Source organism: Chryseolinea serpens (assembly GCF_900129725.1).
Taxonomy (GTDB): domain Bacteria; phylum Bacteroidota; class Bacteroidia; order Cytophagales; family Cyclobacteriaceae; genus Chryseolinea; species Chryseolinea serpens.
Window position 1 is genome coordinate 415,978 of record NZ_FQWQ01000005.1, and the last position, 17,411, is coordinate 433,388.

Sequence of the window (17,411 nt, forward strand, 5' to 3'; positions counted from 1 at the left end):
TAGACCGGAGCTATGTGGGAGAAGTACTCCAGCATATTTACAACAGCGAGCTTAAAATTAAGATGACGCTATTTTGCGAAGGTGGATATTTTTATATCGCCGATGAAGAAAGAAAAACTCCTTTACAGGGTACAACGATAGAAGAAGCCGTGACGCACCTTGCTTTTCGGTTGAGCAAAGAGTTCCCTGCATCCGATTTTGCGGCGTGGTGGGCTAAGAATTTCCGGGAACAGGATTTGCGATCGGAAAAGCTTTGAGTTTGCAGGGAAAGAATAGTGTGAAGATTGCTCCTACGTTTTTCTTTCCGTCGGCGTAGATGAAGCCACCGTGACTTTCAATGATTTGCTTGCACATGGAGAGCCCGGTGCCGCTTCCCTTGGCATCTGTCTTCTCCCGCAGGCATTGGAATAGGTTGAATATTTTTGACGCGTATTTCTGATCGAACCCAATGCCATTGTCGGTTACGCGAATGCAAACGTAGTCTGTTCCGGGCTTCAACTCCGCGTAGTTCGGGAATGTATAGGCAGTCGCTTTTGAGGCGGATATTTCAATGATGACGTTCCCGCGATTGAATTTGATGGCATTGCCGATAAGGTTGTGAAAAATTTGTTTGATTTGCGTGCGGTCACCTTGAATGACAGGGAGCGGAGAACAATGGACGGTGACATTCTTTTCTTGTGTGGCCGCTTCCAAATCTCCGGTTGCTTCCTTCACCAGGGCATTCAAGTCCACTGCCACAAAACTTTCTACGTCTATCTTCCTGGCCGATGAGAAACTCAAGAGATCTTTTAGCAACAATGACATCCGGGCCGCAGCGGCGTTGATCTTTTCCGAATATCTGCGGGCATAATCATTTAGGTGGGCTTGCGGACCTGACAGCAGATCGGCGAACATCTGAAGTTTGCGCAACGGTTCCTGTAAATCATGATTCGACAGAAAATTGTATTGCTCCAACAAAGCCTTCGTGCGCTGCAGCTCTTTTTCGGATTCGAGCCACGCCTCGTTTCGCTCGCGCAACTCGTTCAATACGTTCGACAGCTCCTGGCGTGTGCGGAGGAGCTCTTCCTCAGATAGTTCCTTTATTTTTTGTATTTCCTGGAGATAGGCGGATCCGTTGTGATGAACGCGATGCTCATCGCCAACATGTTCGAACGCCTTGGATGCCGGTGTGAGTTTTCTGAACCTACCGGGCACGCTGCGCTTCAGGTCGGGACCTCCAAAACCTTTTTCTTTTTTTTCACCGGTCTTTGTCCATTCATATGGAGAGGTTAGCGGTCCAAGACCATTGGAGAACCAAGGCTCGTCAGGCGTAAAGGAGGCCTTGTCCGGCAGGTTTGTTTTCATGGTGATGAGGTTTTGGGTGATTTTTTTACGTTTTTCAGTCGTGTACAAATACAGGTCCCCATGGACGTCTTCACAATTGATTGGCGACCTTCAGCGACCGCGCTGCCGGCTAGAGGGTAGGAGGAATCAGCTCCCTTTCGAAATAGGCAAATTGTTTCCGCTCGGGGGCATCCACCACTGCGCAGTAATAAATGCGTTGATAGTATCGCATGATTTTCAGCTTCAGCCCGGGATCTGCTTTCGCCGTGATCAGGGTGCCCTCCGGATAGAGGTTATCGGTGTTGGTTTTATAGCTCATTGTCAGAAACGTATTTTGAAGTTTGTATGGAGTAAATAAAAAAAGCACCATTAACCAATCGCTAACGGTGCCTTTTCTGTCAAGTCAATTACAGTGTTCCTATAATGGCTTGAAGTTCTTTCGTGGTCTTTCCCAATTTAACTTGAAGTTTATCGAGCATTCGCATCTTCTTGTCTTCTTCAAAATTCAAATCCGCATCGGTCAAGGTGGGATACTTTAGTTTGAACTTTGCTTTTTTTCCAGCCCAATCCAGGGCAGGAGCGGGTATATTTTTTTTCGCTATCATGACGTATTCAATTTATTCCTTTTCGTTGACAAAGATCATTATAAAAGTCCGCCCACCCGTTACAAAGAAAACCAATAGATTTGCATTTTTCACAGGTGGGTTAATTGGACCTGTTTGCCTCAAATACGACTAGAAGCCGTCGCGAATTTTGTAGTTCTGCACCACATCGAATTTCTCCGTCACGCGGGTGAAATGCGGTATGACATTGAATTCAAAGGCGAATTGTTTTCGCAGGCTCTCCACTATTCTGTTTAGGGAATTTATGATCCCCTTGGTTACGCTTTCTGCTTTCATATATTGTTTTAGTTAATTCGAAGGATGTAAGGTGATCAGGCGCGTGAAACTAACATGGCAAGTAACGGAGTCGTTCGGAGGGGACATAGCGCCAAAACTCAGAGGAACCGGTTAATTACTCAAACCAAACAGTAAAGATGACGAATGCATACTGGGAAATACTATAAAGAGAAGTAAAAGAGTTGCATTAATCACACATTGTGGGATGGGCTTGTCTTCGACAACAAGTAGGGCAAAGCGTAAATAGGTTGTTTGGGTTGTTGAAACGCGGTTTTGTTATGGATGTGGAGTGAGTGTGGGTGAGAAAAAATACATTGAACCGCCTCACCTTCGCGGAAGCTTCGGCGGGCCCTCCTTCGCTAAAGCTTCGGCGGGCAAGCAAGCAAGCAGGCAAGCAAGGAAATGCAACGACCTTCGTACGTTTGTCTCCTATTGGTTCAAACTGGTTTTTTCTCCTTCCGGCGTTGCGCCATGCGCGACGGATTTCCGAAGATGTAGAATAGTTTGTCTTTCCAGCCCCGCGCCTGTCGGACATCTCTTACGATAGCGACAAATTCGTGGAAATTCAGATGAAGTGGGTTGCCTTTGTGCTCGACAGTTTCGGTAATGCCGTAGATCACTTGTTCTTCTTCCTTCTGATAGGTACCAAACAGCCGATCCCACACAATGAATGTGGCGCCATAGTTCTTGTTGATATACTTTTCCTGTGAGCCATGATGAACGCGATGGTTTGAAGGGGTGGCAAACAGGTATTCAATGATGGGGGGAAGCTTTCGGATATATTCCGTGTGCACCCAAAACTGGAACAGGATAGCCACCTGGTTGGTGACAAAGAAGATGATGGGATGGAATCCCAATAGAGGAATGGGCAAAAGGAAGATGATCTTCAGGTATTGCATCCAGCTCAGCCGGAAGGAGACACTCAGGTTGTAGTGTTCCCCGGAATGATGCGCCACGTGTGTGGCCCACCAGAAGCGCTGCCGGTGCGAAATGTTGTGCGTCCAATAGCTGCAGAAGTCGAACAGGATATAGCAGGGAATGAATGTCCACCAATTCAGTTCCATCCGCCAGGGCACCAGGTTGTAGATCCAGACGGCCATGTAGAACAACAGGATCTTGATCCAGGTGCTGATCACCACGTTGCCGAGGCCCAGGCCCAGCGAGCCCAGCGTTTCTATTTTGTTGTAGTATTTTTTGTTCTGCCGGTAGGAAATGAATACTTCCAGGCACACGAAGACGAACATTGCGGGTGCGGCCCAGAGAATGATTTCGGGAGCGCTGTCCTTCAGAGATTCGATGCGGTGCCAGGGAATTTTATCGGCACCAAAAATAAAAAGCAGCGACATGTCTACGACTCTTCAATTTTTCGACGGAATGAACCGGCGCATTCATTTTCTTCATAGCAATAAGGGCGGAGTATGCTCCGCCCTTTTTCTCAAAATAGTTTTCTTTACTTATCCTATTTCGCGTTGTCGACACCAATGTCTTTTATGGCATGACCCAATTCATTCATATCGTGATTGAATTCACGTTTAAACTTGGGCCAGGCGCTGGTTTTGACAGTACCGGCACCATTGATCTTCTTCTTCAGATCGTGGTTCTTTTGCTCCAGGGCGATGACCCGCTTGTCGTAGCGGTCCTTTACCTCCTTTGTATCCGTTGATTTTTTTGCTTTCAGCGAAGCGATTTCCATTTGATTCTCCCGGATCTTTGTTTCGGCGGCCGTTTTGAATTTTTGATAGTCGGCTGCTGAATCCGTTTTTGCTTCGCGCAGGTCCTTCTTCGCTTCAGTGAGATCTTTTCTGGCTTCTTTCGCTTTTTTATCTTCCTGCGCAAACGTTGTTAAACTGGCAGCTATCATGACACCGGTCAGGGTAAATGCTAAAATTTTTGTTTTCATTTTTTTGTTGTGGATTTTTTCCCATTGGAAAGACACAAAGATCCTGGTCTACACGCCGGAAAGCATTACACAACCTTTGCGATTTGTTATATCGATCACTGATTGATGACCAGGCGTCAGGGTGACAATAAAATTTTACGGATATAGTTCTCCAGACCAAAAAGGAATGGAATATTTTTCTGGCTGCTGGCAAACAGCCGTTCAAGATTTTTTGTGCCCGCCTGGCTCGAGGTGATGAGGGCGACGAGTTCCGGATCGGCAAGCACCCATTCGGATTTTATCATGTGGTCCTTTAGAAAGGAAATGATGATGTCTGCTTTATAGGGACTAGGCATGCGCGAGGTTTTCTCCCGGATCCTTATTATTTCCTGTTCAACTTCGGGAAAGTCCTGAATACCGAAAGTGTGTGTTTCGGTTACGATGTATTGCCCGGTGTCAATCATATTACAGTTGTGTTATGTTACTTTGTTGGATTTACTTTGAGTAAATCACTTTACGGCGTCTGTTCAATGGTTTTGAAAATCCAGACAACGCTTATAAAGCTTCACAAGATGGGCATCCGGTATTTCCAATGTGTTACAAGCGAAGGGTAAAGACTTGTATTATTCGCAGATTTAAAAAGCGAAAGCGTCAAACACAAACGTTTGGATGACAGAACATCTTCGTTAACATCTTCCGTGAGCTTTGTAACCATGCTGTTCCTGTGAAGGGTCAATATGTAACATTTATAACAATGCGTGTTTTAAGTATAACGCACGCTGTTGGTAATTTCTTCATCTTTACGTGTTGCTTCCTTAAAGTGACAAAATTATAGGAAGCGAAACCGATTGTGCCGGGGCATTGCATCTCGCCCGTCAAATACAGCTCACCAAAAACTTTATGAAACTGAACCCTCTCTAAGTATATGCTGTAGTTGGCAATGGGCGGAACTCAAAATTCCGCCCTTATTTTTGATCGTGCCCGGACAGGCGGATCAAGACGGGTACAACACAAAACACGCTTCACTCATTCCGGCGATTTTTTAGTGTATTCATCTCCAAGGAAATCGGAGAATGGCACCGTTCTCAAGCGAGAAAGCGGTATATTGTGTAAATTTTTGAAGATAGCCCCCGCTTACCTGGTTTAGGAGCCCGTGCTTGGACATGTTGACCGGACCGGCGCTGTTGACCAGCCAAAACCAATTTCATGCACCTTTTGGCTCTGAAAAACCTAAACCCATCCTATTGACGGGGAATATCCAATGATCCAGAACGTGCGAAACGGGAACCACCGCTCACATAAAACGGTTCCCCTGCGGGTGATAAATACAATGATGCTATGAAACTTTACATCAAATACATGGTCAGTCTTCGATGTAAAATGATCGTGAAGGAGGCACTGGAAAAACTCGGACTCCACGATACGGCCCTGGACTTGGGCTTGGTCGAAATCCTGGAGGAGATCACCCCCGAGCAGCGCCAGCGGCTAAAGGAGACGTTGGGACGGTCGGGTCTTGAATTGCTCGACGATAAAAAAAGTATTCTGATCGACAAGATCAAGACCGTTATCATCGAAATGATCCACTATTCCGAAGAATTGCCGACGGTAAATTATTCCGACTATATCAGCGAGAAACTGGATTATGATTACACCTACTTGTCCAATATTTTTTCGGAGGTCAAGGGGATCACGATTCAGCATTTTATCATCATGCACAAAATTGAAAAAGTGAAGGAGCTCTTGTTGTATGATGAAATGAACCTTTCCGAAATATCCTACAAGCTTCACTACAGCAGCGTTTCTCACTTGTCCAACCAATTCAAAAAAATAACGGGACTCTCACCCTCCTTCTTTAAAAAACTCCGGCAGAAGCGCACGGCCAACCTGGAGGACTTGTGATCGAAAACATGGCCGTATCCTTCCCGTGACGGAGATGATTTGAGGAAGTCCACCTCCTTGTATTTTCCATTGGCTACGAACACTGCATTTAGAAAAGTGTAAAAAATGCAAATCATTGCCTTTTAGGTGCAACGCTTGCCTGCTCCTGCGTTGCCATATTTGCTAAAACACACCACCAAAGAAAGAATGCCGTGGGCGAAGAACCGCCACTGACCGTTGCGGATAGCCCAACATACAGAGTGAAAACCTCTCCGGTAGCACCGGCTCCTGTCGGGACGACAACGTCCCGCGACGCTCGAAAACGTAAATACCATGGTTATTAAAATTCTGAGCTTATGAAAAATCATAATCTCTTTCTTCTTCCGTCATTTCTATTTCTGGGTCTGCTTCCATGCTCGGCACAATACTCGGTGGACCTGGGATTTAAAGGCGGTCTTAGCATACCGAGCCTGTCTTCGGGTAGTGATTCAAACCCGATCAATAGCGGCTACACGTCGCGGTTGGGAGCCGACGTCGCGCTATTTGCCGAATTTCATTTCACAAAAAATTTCTCCATTCAGCCCCAAGTGGAATACTCCTCGCAAGGCGGAAAGAAAAATGGGAATCAGGCATTTGCAGTACCCGCCGGGTTGCGGCCTTTTTTTGCCGAGGGACAGGTGCCGCCCTATCTCTATGCCGACTACAACAGCACTGCAAAAATTAACTATCTGATGTTTCCGCTTCTCGGCAAATACCGCGTCAGCATGGGACCGCATTGGAATTTCTATGTGGCCATGGGACCGTTTGTGAGCGTGCTCGTGTCGGCCGAGAACAAGACCAGCGGCACCAGCGAGATCTACCTGGACGAGCAACACACGCAGGCGCTTCCCATCGGGGCGCAGTCTTTTGATAACACGGAGAAGATCAAGGACGAATTGCACCGCTGCAACGCTGGGGTCACGGGGCACATTGGATTTAGCTACGCCCTGATCAATAACAACAGCATCTTTATTGAAGGCGGCGGCAACTATGGTTTTATCCCCATTCAGAAAGATGAAGCAAACGGAAAGAACAGGACCGGCGCCGGTGTAGTGGTTGTTGGATATCAATTCCGGATATGCCCCAACATGACCAGGTGAATGTGTGATTGATATAACTTCTTTCACGGAATTTGCAATGAAACCGGGCAGCAAGCGGCTTAATTTTACAGTCTCGCAGTGTATTATTTAAGCGAACTGTTCACGCATAACTCATTTTTCCGTGGAAACCTTAGACCTTGAAAAATCAAAAATTTTTATTGTTGTGGAAATACTCGAATATGTCCCCAATTCAGTGGTGATCAAGACCATCATTCGGAAAACAACAGGCAATGTCAGCGCCGTCTCGTTTGATTCGGGAGAAGCGCTCACAGAGAAGATCTCTCCGTTCGACACGTTTATTCAAGTCATCGAAGGAACCGCTGAGATCCTGATCGACGCCAAGTCGTACGCGCTCGGAACAGGGCAGTCCATCATCATCCCGGCGCACAGCCGCAACGCGATCATGGCGAAGGAGCGATTTAAAATGATTTCCACCGTCATTAAGAGTGGCTACGAAGACGTGAGTTGAAATCCTTGCCGGTTGCCCCTGACATAATTTCGCTGGGTTGCCTATCATTTTAGTTTTCATTTCTATCGTTACCTTTGTGTTCATATTTTTTTATGGAGGTAATCGCCACAGGCATTCTTGCCTTTGTTTCTTCTAACATCGACGACATTTTTCTGCTCATGCTTTTCTTTGGCGACAGGAATTTCAAACCACGTGAGATCATCCTGGGCCAATTCGTCGGCATCGCGGCGTTGATCGGGATCAGTCTTGTTTTCTCGCTGATCGGCCTGGTGATCGGGAAAGCGTATATCGGCTTGCTGGGCCTGCTGCCCATTTACCTTGGGATAAAAGGAGTTGTACGCCTTTTCAGCAAAGAGCAGCCGGAGGATGAAAATCAGCTAACCGATAGGGTGGGAAACCGCAGCAATCCCTGGATCGTTTCGGGAGTCACGATAGCCAATGGAGGAGACAACATCGGCATTTACGTGCCGCTCTTTGCCACGTTGGCGTGGCCGCAAAAGATCACGGTGGTCTCTATCTTTTTTGTGATGACGGCGGTGTGGTGTCTATTGGCCCGTTATCTCTCGCGACATCCGCTCATGGCAAAGGCCATCGATAAGTATGGACACGTCGTCACACCGTTTGTGCTGATCGCGTTAGGAATTTATATTTTGAACGAGAGCGATGTGGTGAGTTTGATCTCCATGTAGCACTCGTCATCAGTCACTAATTACCACTTTCACAGCTTTGGAGAGAAACGATTCGCCGCCGTCGGGGTAAACGGCTTTCACAAAATATTCGTACGAGCCTCCTTTCAATCCCGGGTCGGTGAACGTGCGATTACTTCCAGGCAGATTTTTGTAGGTCATTTTGTCCTTGCCGTTGACCGACCGGAAGAGGATAAAATGATAGTTCCCCTTCTCCGCATACTTCCACGACACCACGGCGGATTTTCCATCCTTACTTTTTGTAGCGGTGAGCCCCTGCACATCGGGCCGATTGCCGGTGTCATACACCCGCACGTTCAAGGGGAACGACCGCTCGGAGCGCAACCCTGCATCGTCGACGGCTTGGAGGGTGTACTCATACCAACTTTGTTTCTTCACCTTTCGGTCGACATAGGATGACGCCCTGGCATCGAGTTTGGCGAGCAGGACCCATTCTTTTCCCTTTTCCCGCTGATACAATTCCTGCGTCAACACATCCGTGCTGGTGCTCGCCGCCCAAAGCAACACCACGCTGGTATCCGACACGTTGAAGCTGGTGAAAACCGGCGATACGGGAGCAACCTTATCCGGGCGCTTCAGGGCAAGCGGGTCCGAGTAGAGGCTTGGGTTCCGGTTCTTGTCGAAGGCCACCACTTTGTAGAAGATCTTTTTGGTGAGCGTTCGCAAGGTCACACTGTCGGTGAAGGTAGTGTCGGCGACAAAATCTTTTGACACCACCGTGAACGTGTGGCTAAGATCATTCGCGGCGTAGACAAGGTAGCCCATGAGGTCGCGCTCTTTGCCGGGCTTCCAGTGGAGGTGAACGAGGCCTGTTGTATCGATCTTGCCCATGAGGCCAAGCGGTTTGGCGGGAGGGATGGAGTCTTTCATGATCACGTAGGCGGGAATGGAGACACCCGCATTGCCGGCGGTGTCGATCGCGGAGACCACATAATAATTCATCCCATAGACATCGGCCGTGGTGTCGGTGAATTGGAGGGTTTGTGTGAGGAGTGGTTTGGTGATGAGCGGGATGAAGGGGCCGGTGGCCGCTGTGCTGCGTCCCACGAGATAGCCGGCGAGATCGGGTTCTTTGATCCGTTTCTTCCAGGTGAGCAATACTTGTTTTCCTTTGCTATGGGTTGCTGCGATTTGTTCCGGCGCTTGGGGCGGTCGCTTGTCTCTTCCCATCACCCGCAGGTTGGGCGAGAATTTTCCGGCGTCGCCAAATGGGGTGATGCCTGCGATGCGATATTGATATAGCCTGTAATTCTGCGGAAGCGAATCCGTGAGCGTGATCAGGGAAGCTTGGGTGACTTCATTTTCCTTGGTGAGTTGCGTATAAGGTTTCTTGTTGAGACGCTTAAAGGTATTGCCGCCATCTTCCGATCGTTCATAATAGTAGCCAGTAAAATAAGCGCTCCCCATCAGCCGGCTCCACGAAAATTTCACGACCCGGTCACGCGCTTCCACAGCGATGTGAGGCATCTCCGGTGTTGAGAATGCTTCGGCGGTGTTGATCATCACACCACCGGTGTCAGACTTGATGAGCGTTGGCGTGGTCAGGGCATGCACCGTGTAGACATAGCGTTTTCCCTTGCTAAAGTCTTTGTCGGTAAAGCGAAGACCCAGCCCCATGGCGATGAAGGCGGATTGATCGGCAAGGAAGAGCGCCATGCTGTGTTCGTTCTCCAATTCATATTTTCGGTTCAGCGATTCGTTGAGGCTGGTGCCGGTGTTCTTTTTCTTTTTGGTTTCCTCGGCTTTGGACTTGCTATACAAAAGCTGCGCGGCGGCGGCGGCCAACGTATCGCTTCGCTGTGCCCTTCGTTTCCATTCTTCGAGACTCCAGGGCTTGATGGGAGTGGCCTGGAGAACTTTCTTGGTGGAAAGGTCAATTTTTTTCTGATCCACTTCATAACGGGTCACCACATAGCCACTCTTATTCGCGAAGTACCACAGCGTCGCCAAACCCGGCGCCCAGCGCAGCACCACCGAATCGCCATAGCTTCGCGCGATCACCTGCAGGTTGTGGAACGGCGGAACGCTGTCTTTTGGAGCTTTGACATAGGTTGGTCCGTTGCGTTTAGGCGTTTGCGGCGTGTTGTTCTTTGTCTGTGCCAGGACAGGTGACAAGGCGGCGAAAAGCACAAGAAGAATGATGAACGTTCTCATGGTTATTTCTTAATGACGATGGTCTTTGTTCCACTCACGGCCGTTTTGGGCGCTTTGTAAACCAACGGATCGTTTGGGGATGAGCTGCCGTTGTCGATGAAGTCCGATTGAATGCTGCCGTACACATACAACTGCGCCGGGTTGTATCGAAATTCCAGTTTCACATTCACGGGCGTATTGGAGATTTTTACAAACTCACCATACGCCAACGTCCACAAAGCAGCTTGAACATCTTCGGAAAGATTGTTGAACTGATCCGGGTCGTTGGCGATAGCTGAGCTGAGGTTGGTCCTCACTATACTTTGTTCCATGCCGATCTGAAAAGGAATGCCATATCCGATCGTTGCTTTTTTGGTATAGGTTGAGCCCAAGACGGACACCGGCATATAGCCGCCGCCACTGGAACTGCTTCCCGAATTCAACAGGCTAAACGCCGACGAGAACGACATTTTCGACATCTGCGCGAAGGCGCCGGTGCTCATGGTTAGGGCTAGCCAAATTCGGATGATGGCGGGGAGGACATGGATTGATTTACGTTTCATAAGGCTATGGCTTTTTGTTATTTGAATTTCAGGGCATACTGATGGGCTACCTTGCTGGTTGCGGTAGTGATCTCCAGTTCCGACAACGGTGACTCGGCGGTCATCGGCAGGAATCCAACGGGGTTGAGCGACGGTTCAAACGTCAGACATTGCGCGCCGGTGGCGTACTTCCGGATGTTGATCGGACGGATGTCCACCGAATAGTCGCCACTATTGAGCGAGGCATTTTTCCAGTTCGCGTAGAAAGAATTCTTCACATAATTCTGTATCCAACTATTTCCCGGCGCCGCTTCCGAAATATGCACCAACGGGTAGATCACATACTTGTCGCCAAACGCTTCGAACTGCGTTTCCGTCACGTCGTAGACATCAAAGCCTTCTTCAAAATTAAAGTCGGCAGCATAGCCTTCCAGGTTGCCGATGCCATCGCGCCGGGCCACCACGCTTTGATCGCCATGGCTGAGTTTTTCCGCCAGCGTATTGTACTTGCTGGTCCGGAAATAATAACTGTAGAGCTCCAGGTCTTTCGCCTTGTCGGCCGACTCGGAATTGCCGCTGATGACGTTGCTCGTGACGTCGAGCGAATTGGACTGTTCACCTTGTCCGCTCACGTAAAGGTTTTTGCTGTCGGCAGTGAGTGATACTTTTTGTGCCATCATCTGTTTATTTACTTTTCTGCGCTTGATGATCCGCAATGCTGTGATGGTTTCATTCGGCAACGTGGGGATCGTAAACGTCAGCCGGTCGCCGGCCTGTTGCACGGGCACTTCTTGCTGGCTCGTCTGGCTGGGGGTTTTGTAGGACACAAATTGGGCGATGAGGTCGTAGCCCGGATCGTTTATGAGACAGGGATAATTTTTGTCGAGTTGAATAAATCCGGTGGGTTGTTCTTTTTGCAGGAGGTAGCGTTGATTTTTGAAAGGGTAACTTCCCAGCATCATTTGAGCATTCTCGTCGAGGCGATGGAGGCAGTCGCCGGTCTTGAAGGTGGTGGCTTGTGTTTCGATAATGGGGTTTCCCTTGAACAGCAACGGTTGATTTGTTTTGGCGTCGAAGGCTTTCACGGTTGCGGTGATCGTATATTCGGTTTGAGGATCAAAAGCTTCCGCCGTGTATAGCGTCGCGAGCTTCATCTCTTCCGTCATGGACATATTCTTATTGTTGTTCAGGTCGGCGACCATTACATTGTCCGACGTTCTTCTCACCGTAAAATCCGTCAGGTCGATGCGGATGGAGCGCAGCACCTCGTCGCCTTTGTCGCTGTGGCTGGTCACATCAAAGGCATTGTTCACAGGATAGTTGAACGCGGCTTGCGGATTGCGGGCGATGGAGATGTCCGATTCCGCATTCGAAGGCTTCAGTGCCGAGATGATGGGAAGATCACTTCCCAACGGATTGCTGGCTGGAACACATTTCTCGCCCACCATCGCGTGGAAGTGCATCGTGCCCGAGATCAACCCGCCCAGCACATCGACGTGTCCATAAAGCCATCCTTCAAACCACGTCGGATTCATGAGACCTGCATTGAACAGTGCTGCCGCTTCAACATCCGCGATATTGAATTTGCCGGAATAGAACCACACGTCGAGATTGATCCCGAACAGAAATTTCGCCAAGGCATAGAACTGTCCGTTTGCATACCAACCGTTCACCCCCGGCAAGTCGTTGTCGCCGTTGCAACCGACACTATATTGACGCATGTTCACATCGAAGCCGATGATCGCCGAGAAGTGCATATAGAACATCAGGAAGGTCAGGTCCACGGGTCCGTACGCCAGGCCGGCACCGAAGCCAAAGCCGGGATTAAGACTGTTGGCATAGACGGATTGGTCGCGCGAGCTTTTGTAGTCGGGAAAGTCTTTGAGGATCGCTGCCGGCGGATCGGGAATGCCCGGTATGCTCGAGCCCATCATGAAGTAGGCGTTGATGGTGGCGAGGTTCGCCAGGTTCACGTTCACGCGTTTGTCGGGTTCTCCCAGCAGGAAATACCATTCGCCATTTTGCCCGTTGATGTTCACGGCCAGGAAGCCGCTGCCCGTGATGGCCTTGTAATTCACATTGAGGCCGACGCCGGCGTCGAATATTTTTTGAACGAAATCGTAACCGATGTGACCATGTCCGTTGATGGGTGCCGCATTGATGTCGGACGTGAGTTCCGCCATCATGGCGGCATCGATGTCGAGCCCTACTTGCAGCACGCCGAACTTGTCGGTGAACTCCATGCTCAATTCCCCCTTGGCATGAAATGGTGTTCCGTTGCCCACGCCCACTACCACGCTCGCTTTAAACCCGATAACGTTGCTTTGCGGCTTGTAACGGTTCAAGTCGTTAGTGACACCGTTCAGCAAGGCAGCGGGGGAAATGTCCTGCGCTTTCGACATGTTGTAGTATACACCGCCCCCTAATCCAAATAACGATACTGGTGGCACGATGGGCGTGCCGATACTTTGCAGATAGGAGAGATCGACATACCAATAGTTGAAAGACGTCTGACCAAACATGACATGGCTGTCAATTTTGATCTTGGTCACGCCAAGCGACAATTTCACTTCTATGCCACCGCGCAGCCCGTTGCCATACGTCGCATCCTTGTCAAAGAAATCTATCTCGCCGTTCAGATCGAGCGGCCCCAGCGGACCCTTCACTTCAATCTTATTTACTTCCAAGTGAGGATTGCCCCACGACGGTCGGCCATCCTTGAATGCTATATCGCCAATCACCCCCAGGTTGAAGGTGCCCTTTGGCAAGGCAGCGATGTCGGTCAACGAAATGCTCAGATCAAACGTCACCCCCGCCGACGAGCCCTTCAGCTCGGGCTTGATCGCGCTGATGGTCACGGGAAATCCGCTCGCCGTTTTTTGAGGACTGGCGAAACCAAAGTTCACCTTGCCCGCGATATAGGGCGCCTTCGTCATCAGCTTCAGGTCCTGAAATTGCATTGCCTTAAAGCTCAGTTTGGGTATGGGACTCAAGTCGGCCTCGATGCTGATGTCGCCATTCAGGGTAGCCACGGCGTTGAATTTATTTTTGGCATTGGACACGGTGATGTTCGACGTCTTGTCGAGATTGATCGTTGCCGCCCACAGCTTCACATGAAGATTGTCTTTTGGCTTGATCACAAACTGAAACACCATACTGCTGTCCTTTTGTGGCGGCTGGCTCAACGTGCAGGTATAATCCAATTCATCCTGGTGTGTCTTCTCGGGATCACCCGATGTGGGCAACAACAGTTTTCCATTCAGCCCACCCTTGATGAACGACGAATTCACAAACCTGACGTTGATGTTGTCCAGCGAGTAGTACCAGCCGTCGAGATCGCCGTCACTGATGGCCAGCACGTCGTCGGCACTGATGTCGCCGGTGAGGCCCTGTTTGTCGATCATGAAATTTTTTACGCTGAGGCTGATCGGCTTGTCGTCGGCGCGTTTGATCAACGCGGGCAGTGAAGCCTCGAGGTCAGAGAAGAAAAACCCTTTCCAGGTTTTGTCCAAATGATTGGCTTTGCCTTCGATCTTGTCTTTGGGGATGTCATCGGGGTTAAAGGTGTCGGAGTGATCGAACACGGCGGGCTTTTTCAAATTGAATCCCCACTCTTCATAGCCGGCCACATAGAACGAATCGATGCTCACCGACGCATACCAATTGTTCCAGCTTTTAATGTCGGTCTCGAAGGTGGCCTTCACGGGACCTTTGTCTTTTTGGTTTACGATCACGCTCTGCGAAAATTCATACTCCGCTATCACGTGCAATTGCTTGAAGCCGTCGGGGTCGATGATGGCATAGGTGCCGGCCTGCGAATCGTTGTTGCCGGTGGCTTTCACAAACGTGAAATTGAGTTCGTTGATCTTCAGGTCTTCCACCAGGAACAACACGGCGTCGCCGCAGAGACCGGTGTTGTCTTTCAGGCAAACATTCTTGGCGCCCAGGGCCAAGGTGTGCGTGTCGTTGCCTTCGGGGATATCGAACGCCAGACAGGCATTGAACCCGGCCTGCTCGGGTGTGAAGACCACATCCGTGATCGCCACCGTAACGGCTTCCCCTTCAATTTCGGTTTGCATACCAAAGGGCATTTCCCATCCTGCCGAGTTGATGGAGTTGTTCACACTCGCAATGGCGTTGTTGGCGGTGTTCTTCACAAAGTCACCAACCTTCGTAATGTCGTTAATGGAAAATGGTGCGGGCTTCACATCCGGTTTGTCTGCCGTCGGTAGCACGGAGACGGCGTTGCCATTGCGTTTCGCTTTCACCGTTCCTTTCACGGCCTGGTTCGATGCATTCACTTCCAGGTCGGCAAACACCACGCGCAGCTTCAAGAGCTTGTTGTTGAGAAAGGGCACCGGGATAGTTCCCGATCCCGAGAGCTTCCCACTCTTCTCCACCACGTCGTTGCCCAGCGTCAGCTTGAACGCACCGAGCTGCACTTCGCTGCCCGGTTTGGCGTTGGCGTTGTTCACGGTTTTGTCGGAGACGGTTTTCTTGCAGGAGCAATCCAACTCCGGGGCATCCATGAGTGCGATGGGATTTTCGGGCTCGTCGTCTTTTTTATCTTCCGGAGGGTTGGATTGGGGTGGAATAGGTGCAGGTATTTTTTTCGAAGGCCGGTAGGTGAAGTAACCCACCTCGCTGCGACCGCCGTTGCGAAATACTTGCGTGTTGTTTGGATCGAGCGCCGTTACGGTGTAAGCATAACGATTGCCCGGCGTGAGCGTCGGTTCACCCGGCCCAAACAAAAGCACGTTGGACTGGGTGGTGCGTTCAAAGAAAGCCGGATCCGTTGCTGATTGCATGGCGTCGTTCACATTGCGCATCGAGTCCAGAATTTCCACCACCTTGAAATCGTATTGTAAACCAGGCTTGGCGCCTGCCGGAATGGACCATGTGAACACAATGTTCTGCGGAAGATGAGCCTCCACATCACTCCCCGAAAACGGGTTGATGATGACCGGCGGCTCAAGGTCGGTCACCACCATGGGATTGCTACAACGTTCCGGCGAAAGCGCCTCCCCCTTCTGCTGGCCAAGCTGCGGGTTGGCTTCCGCAGCGACCGCCGTGATGCAAAGTTCATAGACCCCTTCCGGCAACCCGCCGCCATTCACCAACGCCTCGTAGCTGATGTTTTGCAAGCTCACATACTCGGCATTGAACAAATTGCTCACAGCCGTAGCATTCAACACCTGCGTTTGAGGCCCGGCATTGAGCGTGATCGTTTCAAGATTGTCGATGGCCGTCGCGTTGGTGGCGATCACCGTGTTGTTGTCGCCCTTCAAGGTCGCGATCAGTTTCACTTTATAGCCGCTCATCGAAACATTGCTGTTGACGGTGATCATCACTTTTGAAGGCGTGTTCAAAAAATCAGACAGCCGATTCGAATACGGCGGAATGATCTGCACATTCACCACCGAAACACTCGCCGATGACGCCGTGACCGCAAAAGGATTGCTGCAAGTAGAGTTCGATGCCGACACAATGGTCTGTCCCCCAGCGGGGTCGGTTTGCACGCGATAGGCTTCCACGCAAAGTTCATAGTTGCCCGGTGGCAGCCCGGTCTCTTGCAGTTGTGTGGCCGTGATGCCCTGGAAGTCGACAAAATTGGGCTCGAAAAGATTTTGAATAAACAAACCGTTCACCACACGCGTGGGACTGGCGGGTGTCAGCACCACGTCATCCAGCGTGTTGAAGGCGCTCGTGTTGGTTTTCAGTTGCACGCCATTGTCGCCTTTCAGCGTGGCGAACAAACGGATCTTGTATTCGCCCGTCGTCACGTTGCTGTTGATGGTGATGATGGATTTCGAAGGGTTGTTTAGGAAGTCGGACAAGTTTGCCGAATACGGCGGCACGGTCTGCACGTTGGCGATGGTGACCGTGACCGGTGGCGGGCTGATCACAAACGTGGCACTGCATTTCTCATCCGAGGCCTGCACGATGGTCTGCTGGCCGCTGGCCGGATCGATGAACAACGTGTAGGCCTGCACGCATAACTGGTAGTTCCCATTGGGAAGGCCATTGGCCGAGAGGTTGGCTGCGCTCGTGCCCGTCACATCCACGCCGGTCAAGTCGAACACGTTGCGGATAGCCATGGCGTTCACCACCTTCACCGGCGTGGCCGCATTGAGCGTGATCTCATCGAGTGAGTTGAACGCGCTCAGGTTTGTTTTTATTTCCACCCCGTTGTCGCCCTTCAGCGTGGCAAATAGCCTCACTTTTATTTCCCCTGCACCCAACAGTTGTGTGGTGATCACGATCTTCGATGGGTTGTTGGCATAGTCCGCCAGCATGGGGGAGTAGGGAGCCACGACCTGCACGGAGGAGATGTTCACGCTTTGCGCCATCAGCGAAAGCGGCACGACCAGCAGAAAGATGGCGAGGATAGATTTTTCGTTCGGGAGAGGGATGCTTTTCATTTCGTGATCATTTTGAATGG

The 17,411-nt window shown here is 50.2% G+C and carries 15 protein-coding genes; 5 read left to right on the plus strand and 10 right to left on the minus strand.

Annotation, left to right across the window (positions count from 1 at the left end; translation table 11 throughout):
* The first annotated feature begins 14 nt into the window (after nucleotides 1-14).
* The gene (locus BUB30_RS29815) at nucleotides 15-257 is read left to right on the plus strand and encodes a hypothetical protein (protein WP_143165141.1); all 243 of its coding nucleotides are present in this window, start codon (nucleotides 15-17) and stop codon (nucleotides 255-257) included.
* Here BUB30_RS29815 and BUB30_RS29820 read toward each other — a convergent pair.
* From BUB30_RS29820 to BUB30_RS29845, 7 genes are all read right to left on the minus strand, one after another.
* Nucleotides 214-1,344 (minus strand): sensor histidine kinase, encoded by a 1,131-nt coding sequence (locus tag BUB30_RS29820; RefSeq protein ID WP_143165142.1) that lies wholly within the window; start codon nucleotides 1,342-1,344, stop codon nucleotides 214-216. The two genes, BUB30_RS29815 and BUB30_RS29820, sit on opposite strands and share 44 nt — an antisense overlap.
* Nucleotides 1,345-1,453: 109 nt before the next feature.
* Nucleotides 1,454-1,642, minus strand: coding sequence for a hypothetical protein (locus BUB30_RS29825; RefSeq protein ID WP_073141944.1), 189 nt, complete (start codon nucleotides 1,640-1,642; stop codon nucleotides 1,454-1,456).
* Between the two features lie 88 nt (nucleotides 1,643-1,730).
* Nucleotides 1,731-1,928: a hypothetical protein gene (locus BUB30_RS29830; RefSeq protein ID WP_073141946.1), complete on the minus strand. Its 198-nt coding sequence runs from the start codon at nucleotides 1,926-1,928 to the stop codon at nucleotides 1,731-1,733.
* 129 nt (nucleotides 1,929-2,057) lie between these two features.
* A complete protein-coding gene (locus tag BUB30_RS35345; protein WP_178377229.1) occupies nucleotides 2,058-2,222 on the minus strand; it encodes a hypothetical protein in 165 nt (54 codons plus the stop codon).
* Between the two features lie 437 nt (nucleotides 2,223-2,659).
* Nucleotides 2,660-3,568, minus strand: coding sequence for a sterol desaturase family protein (locus BUB30_RS29835; RefSeq protein WP_073141947.1), 909 nt, complete (start codon nucleotides 3,566-3,568; stop codon nucleotides 2,660-2,662).
* A gap of 113 nt (nucleotides 3,569-3,681) precedes the next feature.
* On the minus strand, nucleotides 3,682-4,122 hold the full coding sequence (locus tag BUB30_RS29840) for a sll1863 family stress response protein (protein WP_143165143.1): 441 nt from the start codon (nucleotides 4,120-4,122) through the stop codon (nucleotides 3,682-3,684).
* Nucleotides 4,123-4,238: 116 nt separating this feature from the next.
* Complete coding sequence (locus BUB30_RS29845; protein ID WP_073141951.1) at nucleotides 4,239-4,565, minus strand: hypothetical protein; 327 nt, start codon at nucleotides 4,563-4,565, stop codon at nucleotides 4,239-4,241.
* Between the two features lie 874 nt (nucleotides 4,566-5,439).
* On the opposite strand from BUB30_RS29845, the gene BUB30_RS29850 reads away from it, so the two are divergent.
* The 4 genes from BUB30_RS29850 to BUB30_RS29865 all read left to right on the plus strand — a co-directional run bounded on the left by BUB30_RS29850 (nucleotide 5,440) and on the right by BUB30_RS29865 (nucleotide 8,276).
* The gene (locus BUB30_RS29850) at nucleotides 5,440-6,000 is read left to right on the plus strand and encodes a helix-turn-helix domain-containing protein (RefSeq protein WP_073141953.1); all 561 of its coding nucleotides are present in this window, start codon (nucleotides 5,440-5,442) and stop codon (nucleotides 5,998-6,000) included.
* Between the two features lie 335 nt (nucleotides 6,001-6,335).
* Nucleotides 6,336-7,118: a porin family protein gene (locus BUB30_RS29855; RefSeq protein ID WP_073141955.1), complete on the plus strand. Its 783-nt coding sequence runs from the start codon at nucleotides 6,336-6,338 to the stop codon at nucleotides 7,116-7,118.
* A gap of 121 nt (nucleotides 7,119-7,239) precedes the next feature.
* Nucleotides 7,240-7,587, plus strand: a complete 348-nt coding sequence (locus BUB30_RS29860; protein ID WP_073141957.1) for a cupin domain-containing protein — start codon at nucleotides 7,240-7,242, stop codon at nucleotides 7,585-7,587.
* Nucleotides 7,588-7,679: 92 nt separating this feature from the next.
* On the plus strand, nucleotides 7,680-8,276 hold the full coding sequence (locus tag BUB30_RS29865; RefSeq protein WP_073141959.1) for a cadmium resistance transporter: 597 nt from the start codon (nucleotides 7,680-7,682) through the stop codon (nucleotides 8,274-8,276).
* 9 nt (nucleotides 8,277-8,285) lie between these two features.
* Here BUB30_RS29865 and BUB30_RS29870 read toward each other — a convergent pair whose 3' ends face one another.
* From BUB30_RS29870 to BUB30_RS29880, 3 genes are read right to left on the minus strand one after another with little or no spacing between them, the layout of a single operon-like run.
* Entirely contained in the window at nucleotides 8,286-10,448 is a 2,163-nt protein-coding gene (locus BUB30_RS29870) for a fibronectin type III domain-containing protein (protein ID WP_073141960.1), read from the minus strand.
* A 2-nt stretch (nucleotides 10,449-10,450) separates the two neighbouring features.
* Nucleotides 10,451-10,990: a hypothetical protein gene (locus BUB30_RS29875; RefSeq protein WP_143165144.1), complete on the minus strand. Its 540-nt coding sequence runs from the start codon at nucleotides 10,988-10,990 to the stop codon at nucleotides 10,451-10,453.
* 17 nt (nucleotides 10,991-11,007) lie between these two features.
* Complete coding sequence (locus tag BUB30_RS29880) at nucleotides 11,008-17,391, minus strand: hypothetical protein (RefSeq protein ID WP_073141964.1); 6,384 nt, start codon at nucleotides 17,389-17,391, stop codon at nucleotides 11,008-11,010.
* Between the last annotated feature and the right edge of the window lie 20 nt (nucleotides 17,392-17,411).

Bases quoted from the DNA above. Each gene is read 5' to 3' on its own strand.
- BUB30_RS29820 (WP_143165142.1), bottom strand. From the start codon at position 1,344: ATGAAAACAAACCTGCCGGACAAGGCCTCCTTTACGCCTGACGAGCCT.
- BUB30_RS29825 (WP_073141944.1), bottom strand. From the start codon at position 1,642: ATGAGCTATAAAACCAACACCGATAACCTCTATCCGGAGGGCACCCTG.
- BUB30_RS29830 (WP_073141946.1), bottom strand. From the start codon at position 1,928: ATGATAGCGAAAAAAAATATACCCGCTCCTGCCCTGGATTGGGCTGGA.
- BUB30_RS35345 (WP_178377229.1), bottom strand. From the start codon at position 2,222: ATGAAAGCAGAAAGCGTAACCAAGGGGATCATAAATTCCCTAAACAGA.
- BUB30_RS29835 (WP_073141947.1), bottom strand. From the start codon at position 3,568: ATGTCGCTGCTTTTTATTTTTGGTGCCGATAAAATTCCCTGGCACCGC.
- BUB30_RS29840 (WP_143165143.1), bottom strand. From the start codon at position 4,122: ATGAAAACAAAAATTTTAGCATTTACCCTGACCGGTGTCATGATAGCT.
- BUB30_RS29845 (WP_073141951.1), bottom strand. From the start codon at position 4,565: ATGATTGACACCGGGCAATACATCGTAACCGAAACACACACTTTCGGT.
- BUB30_RS29850 (WP_073141953.1), top strand. From the start codon at position 5,440: ATGAAACTTTACATCAAATACATGGTCAGTCTTCGATGTAAAATGATC.
- BUB30_RS29855 (WP_073141955.1), top strand. From the start codon at position 6,336: ATGAAAAATCATAATCTCTTTCTTCTTCCGTCATTTCTATTTCTGGGT.
- BUB30_RS29865 (WP_073141959.1), top strand. From the start codon at position 7,680: ATGGAGGTAATCGCCACAGGCATTCTTGCCTTTGTTTCTTCTAACATC.
- BUB30_RS29870 (WP_073141960.1), bottom strand. From the start codon at position 10,448: ATGAGAACGTTCATCATTCTTCTTGTGCTTTTCGCCGCCTTGTCACCT.
- BUB30_RS29875 (WP_143165144.1), bottom strand. From the start codon at position 10,990: ATGAAACGTAAATCAATCCATGTCCTCCCCGCCATCATCCGAATTTGG.
- BUB30_RS29880 (WP_073141964.1), bottom strand. From the start codon at position 17,391: ATGAAAAGCATCCCTCTCCCGAACGAAAAATCTATCCTCGCCATCTTT.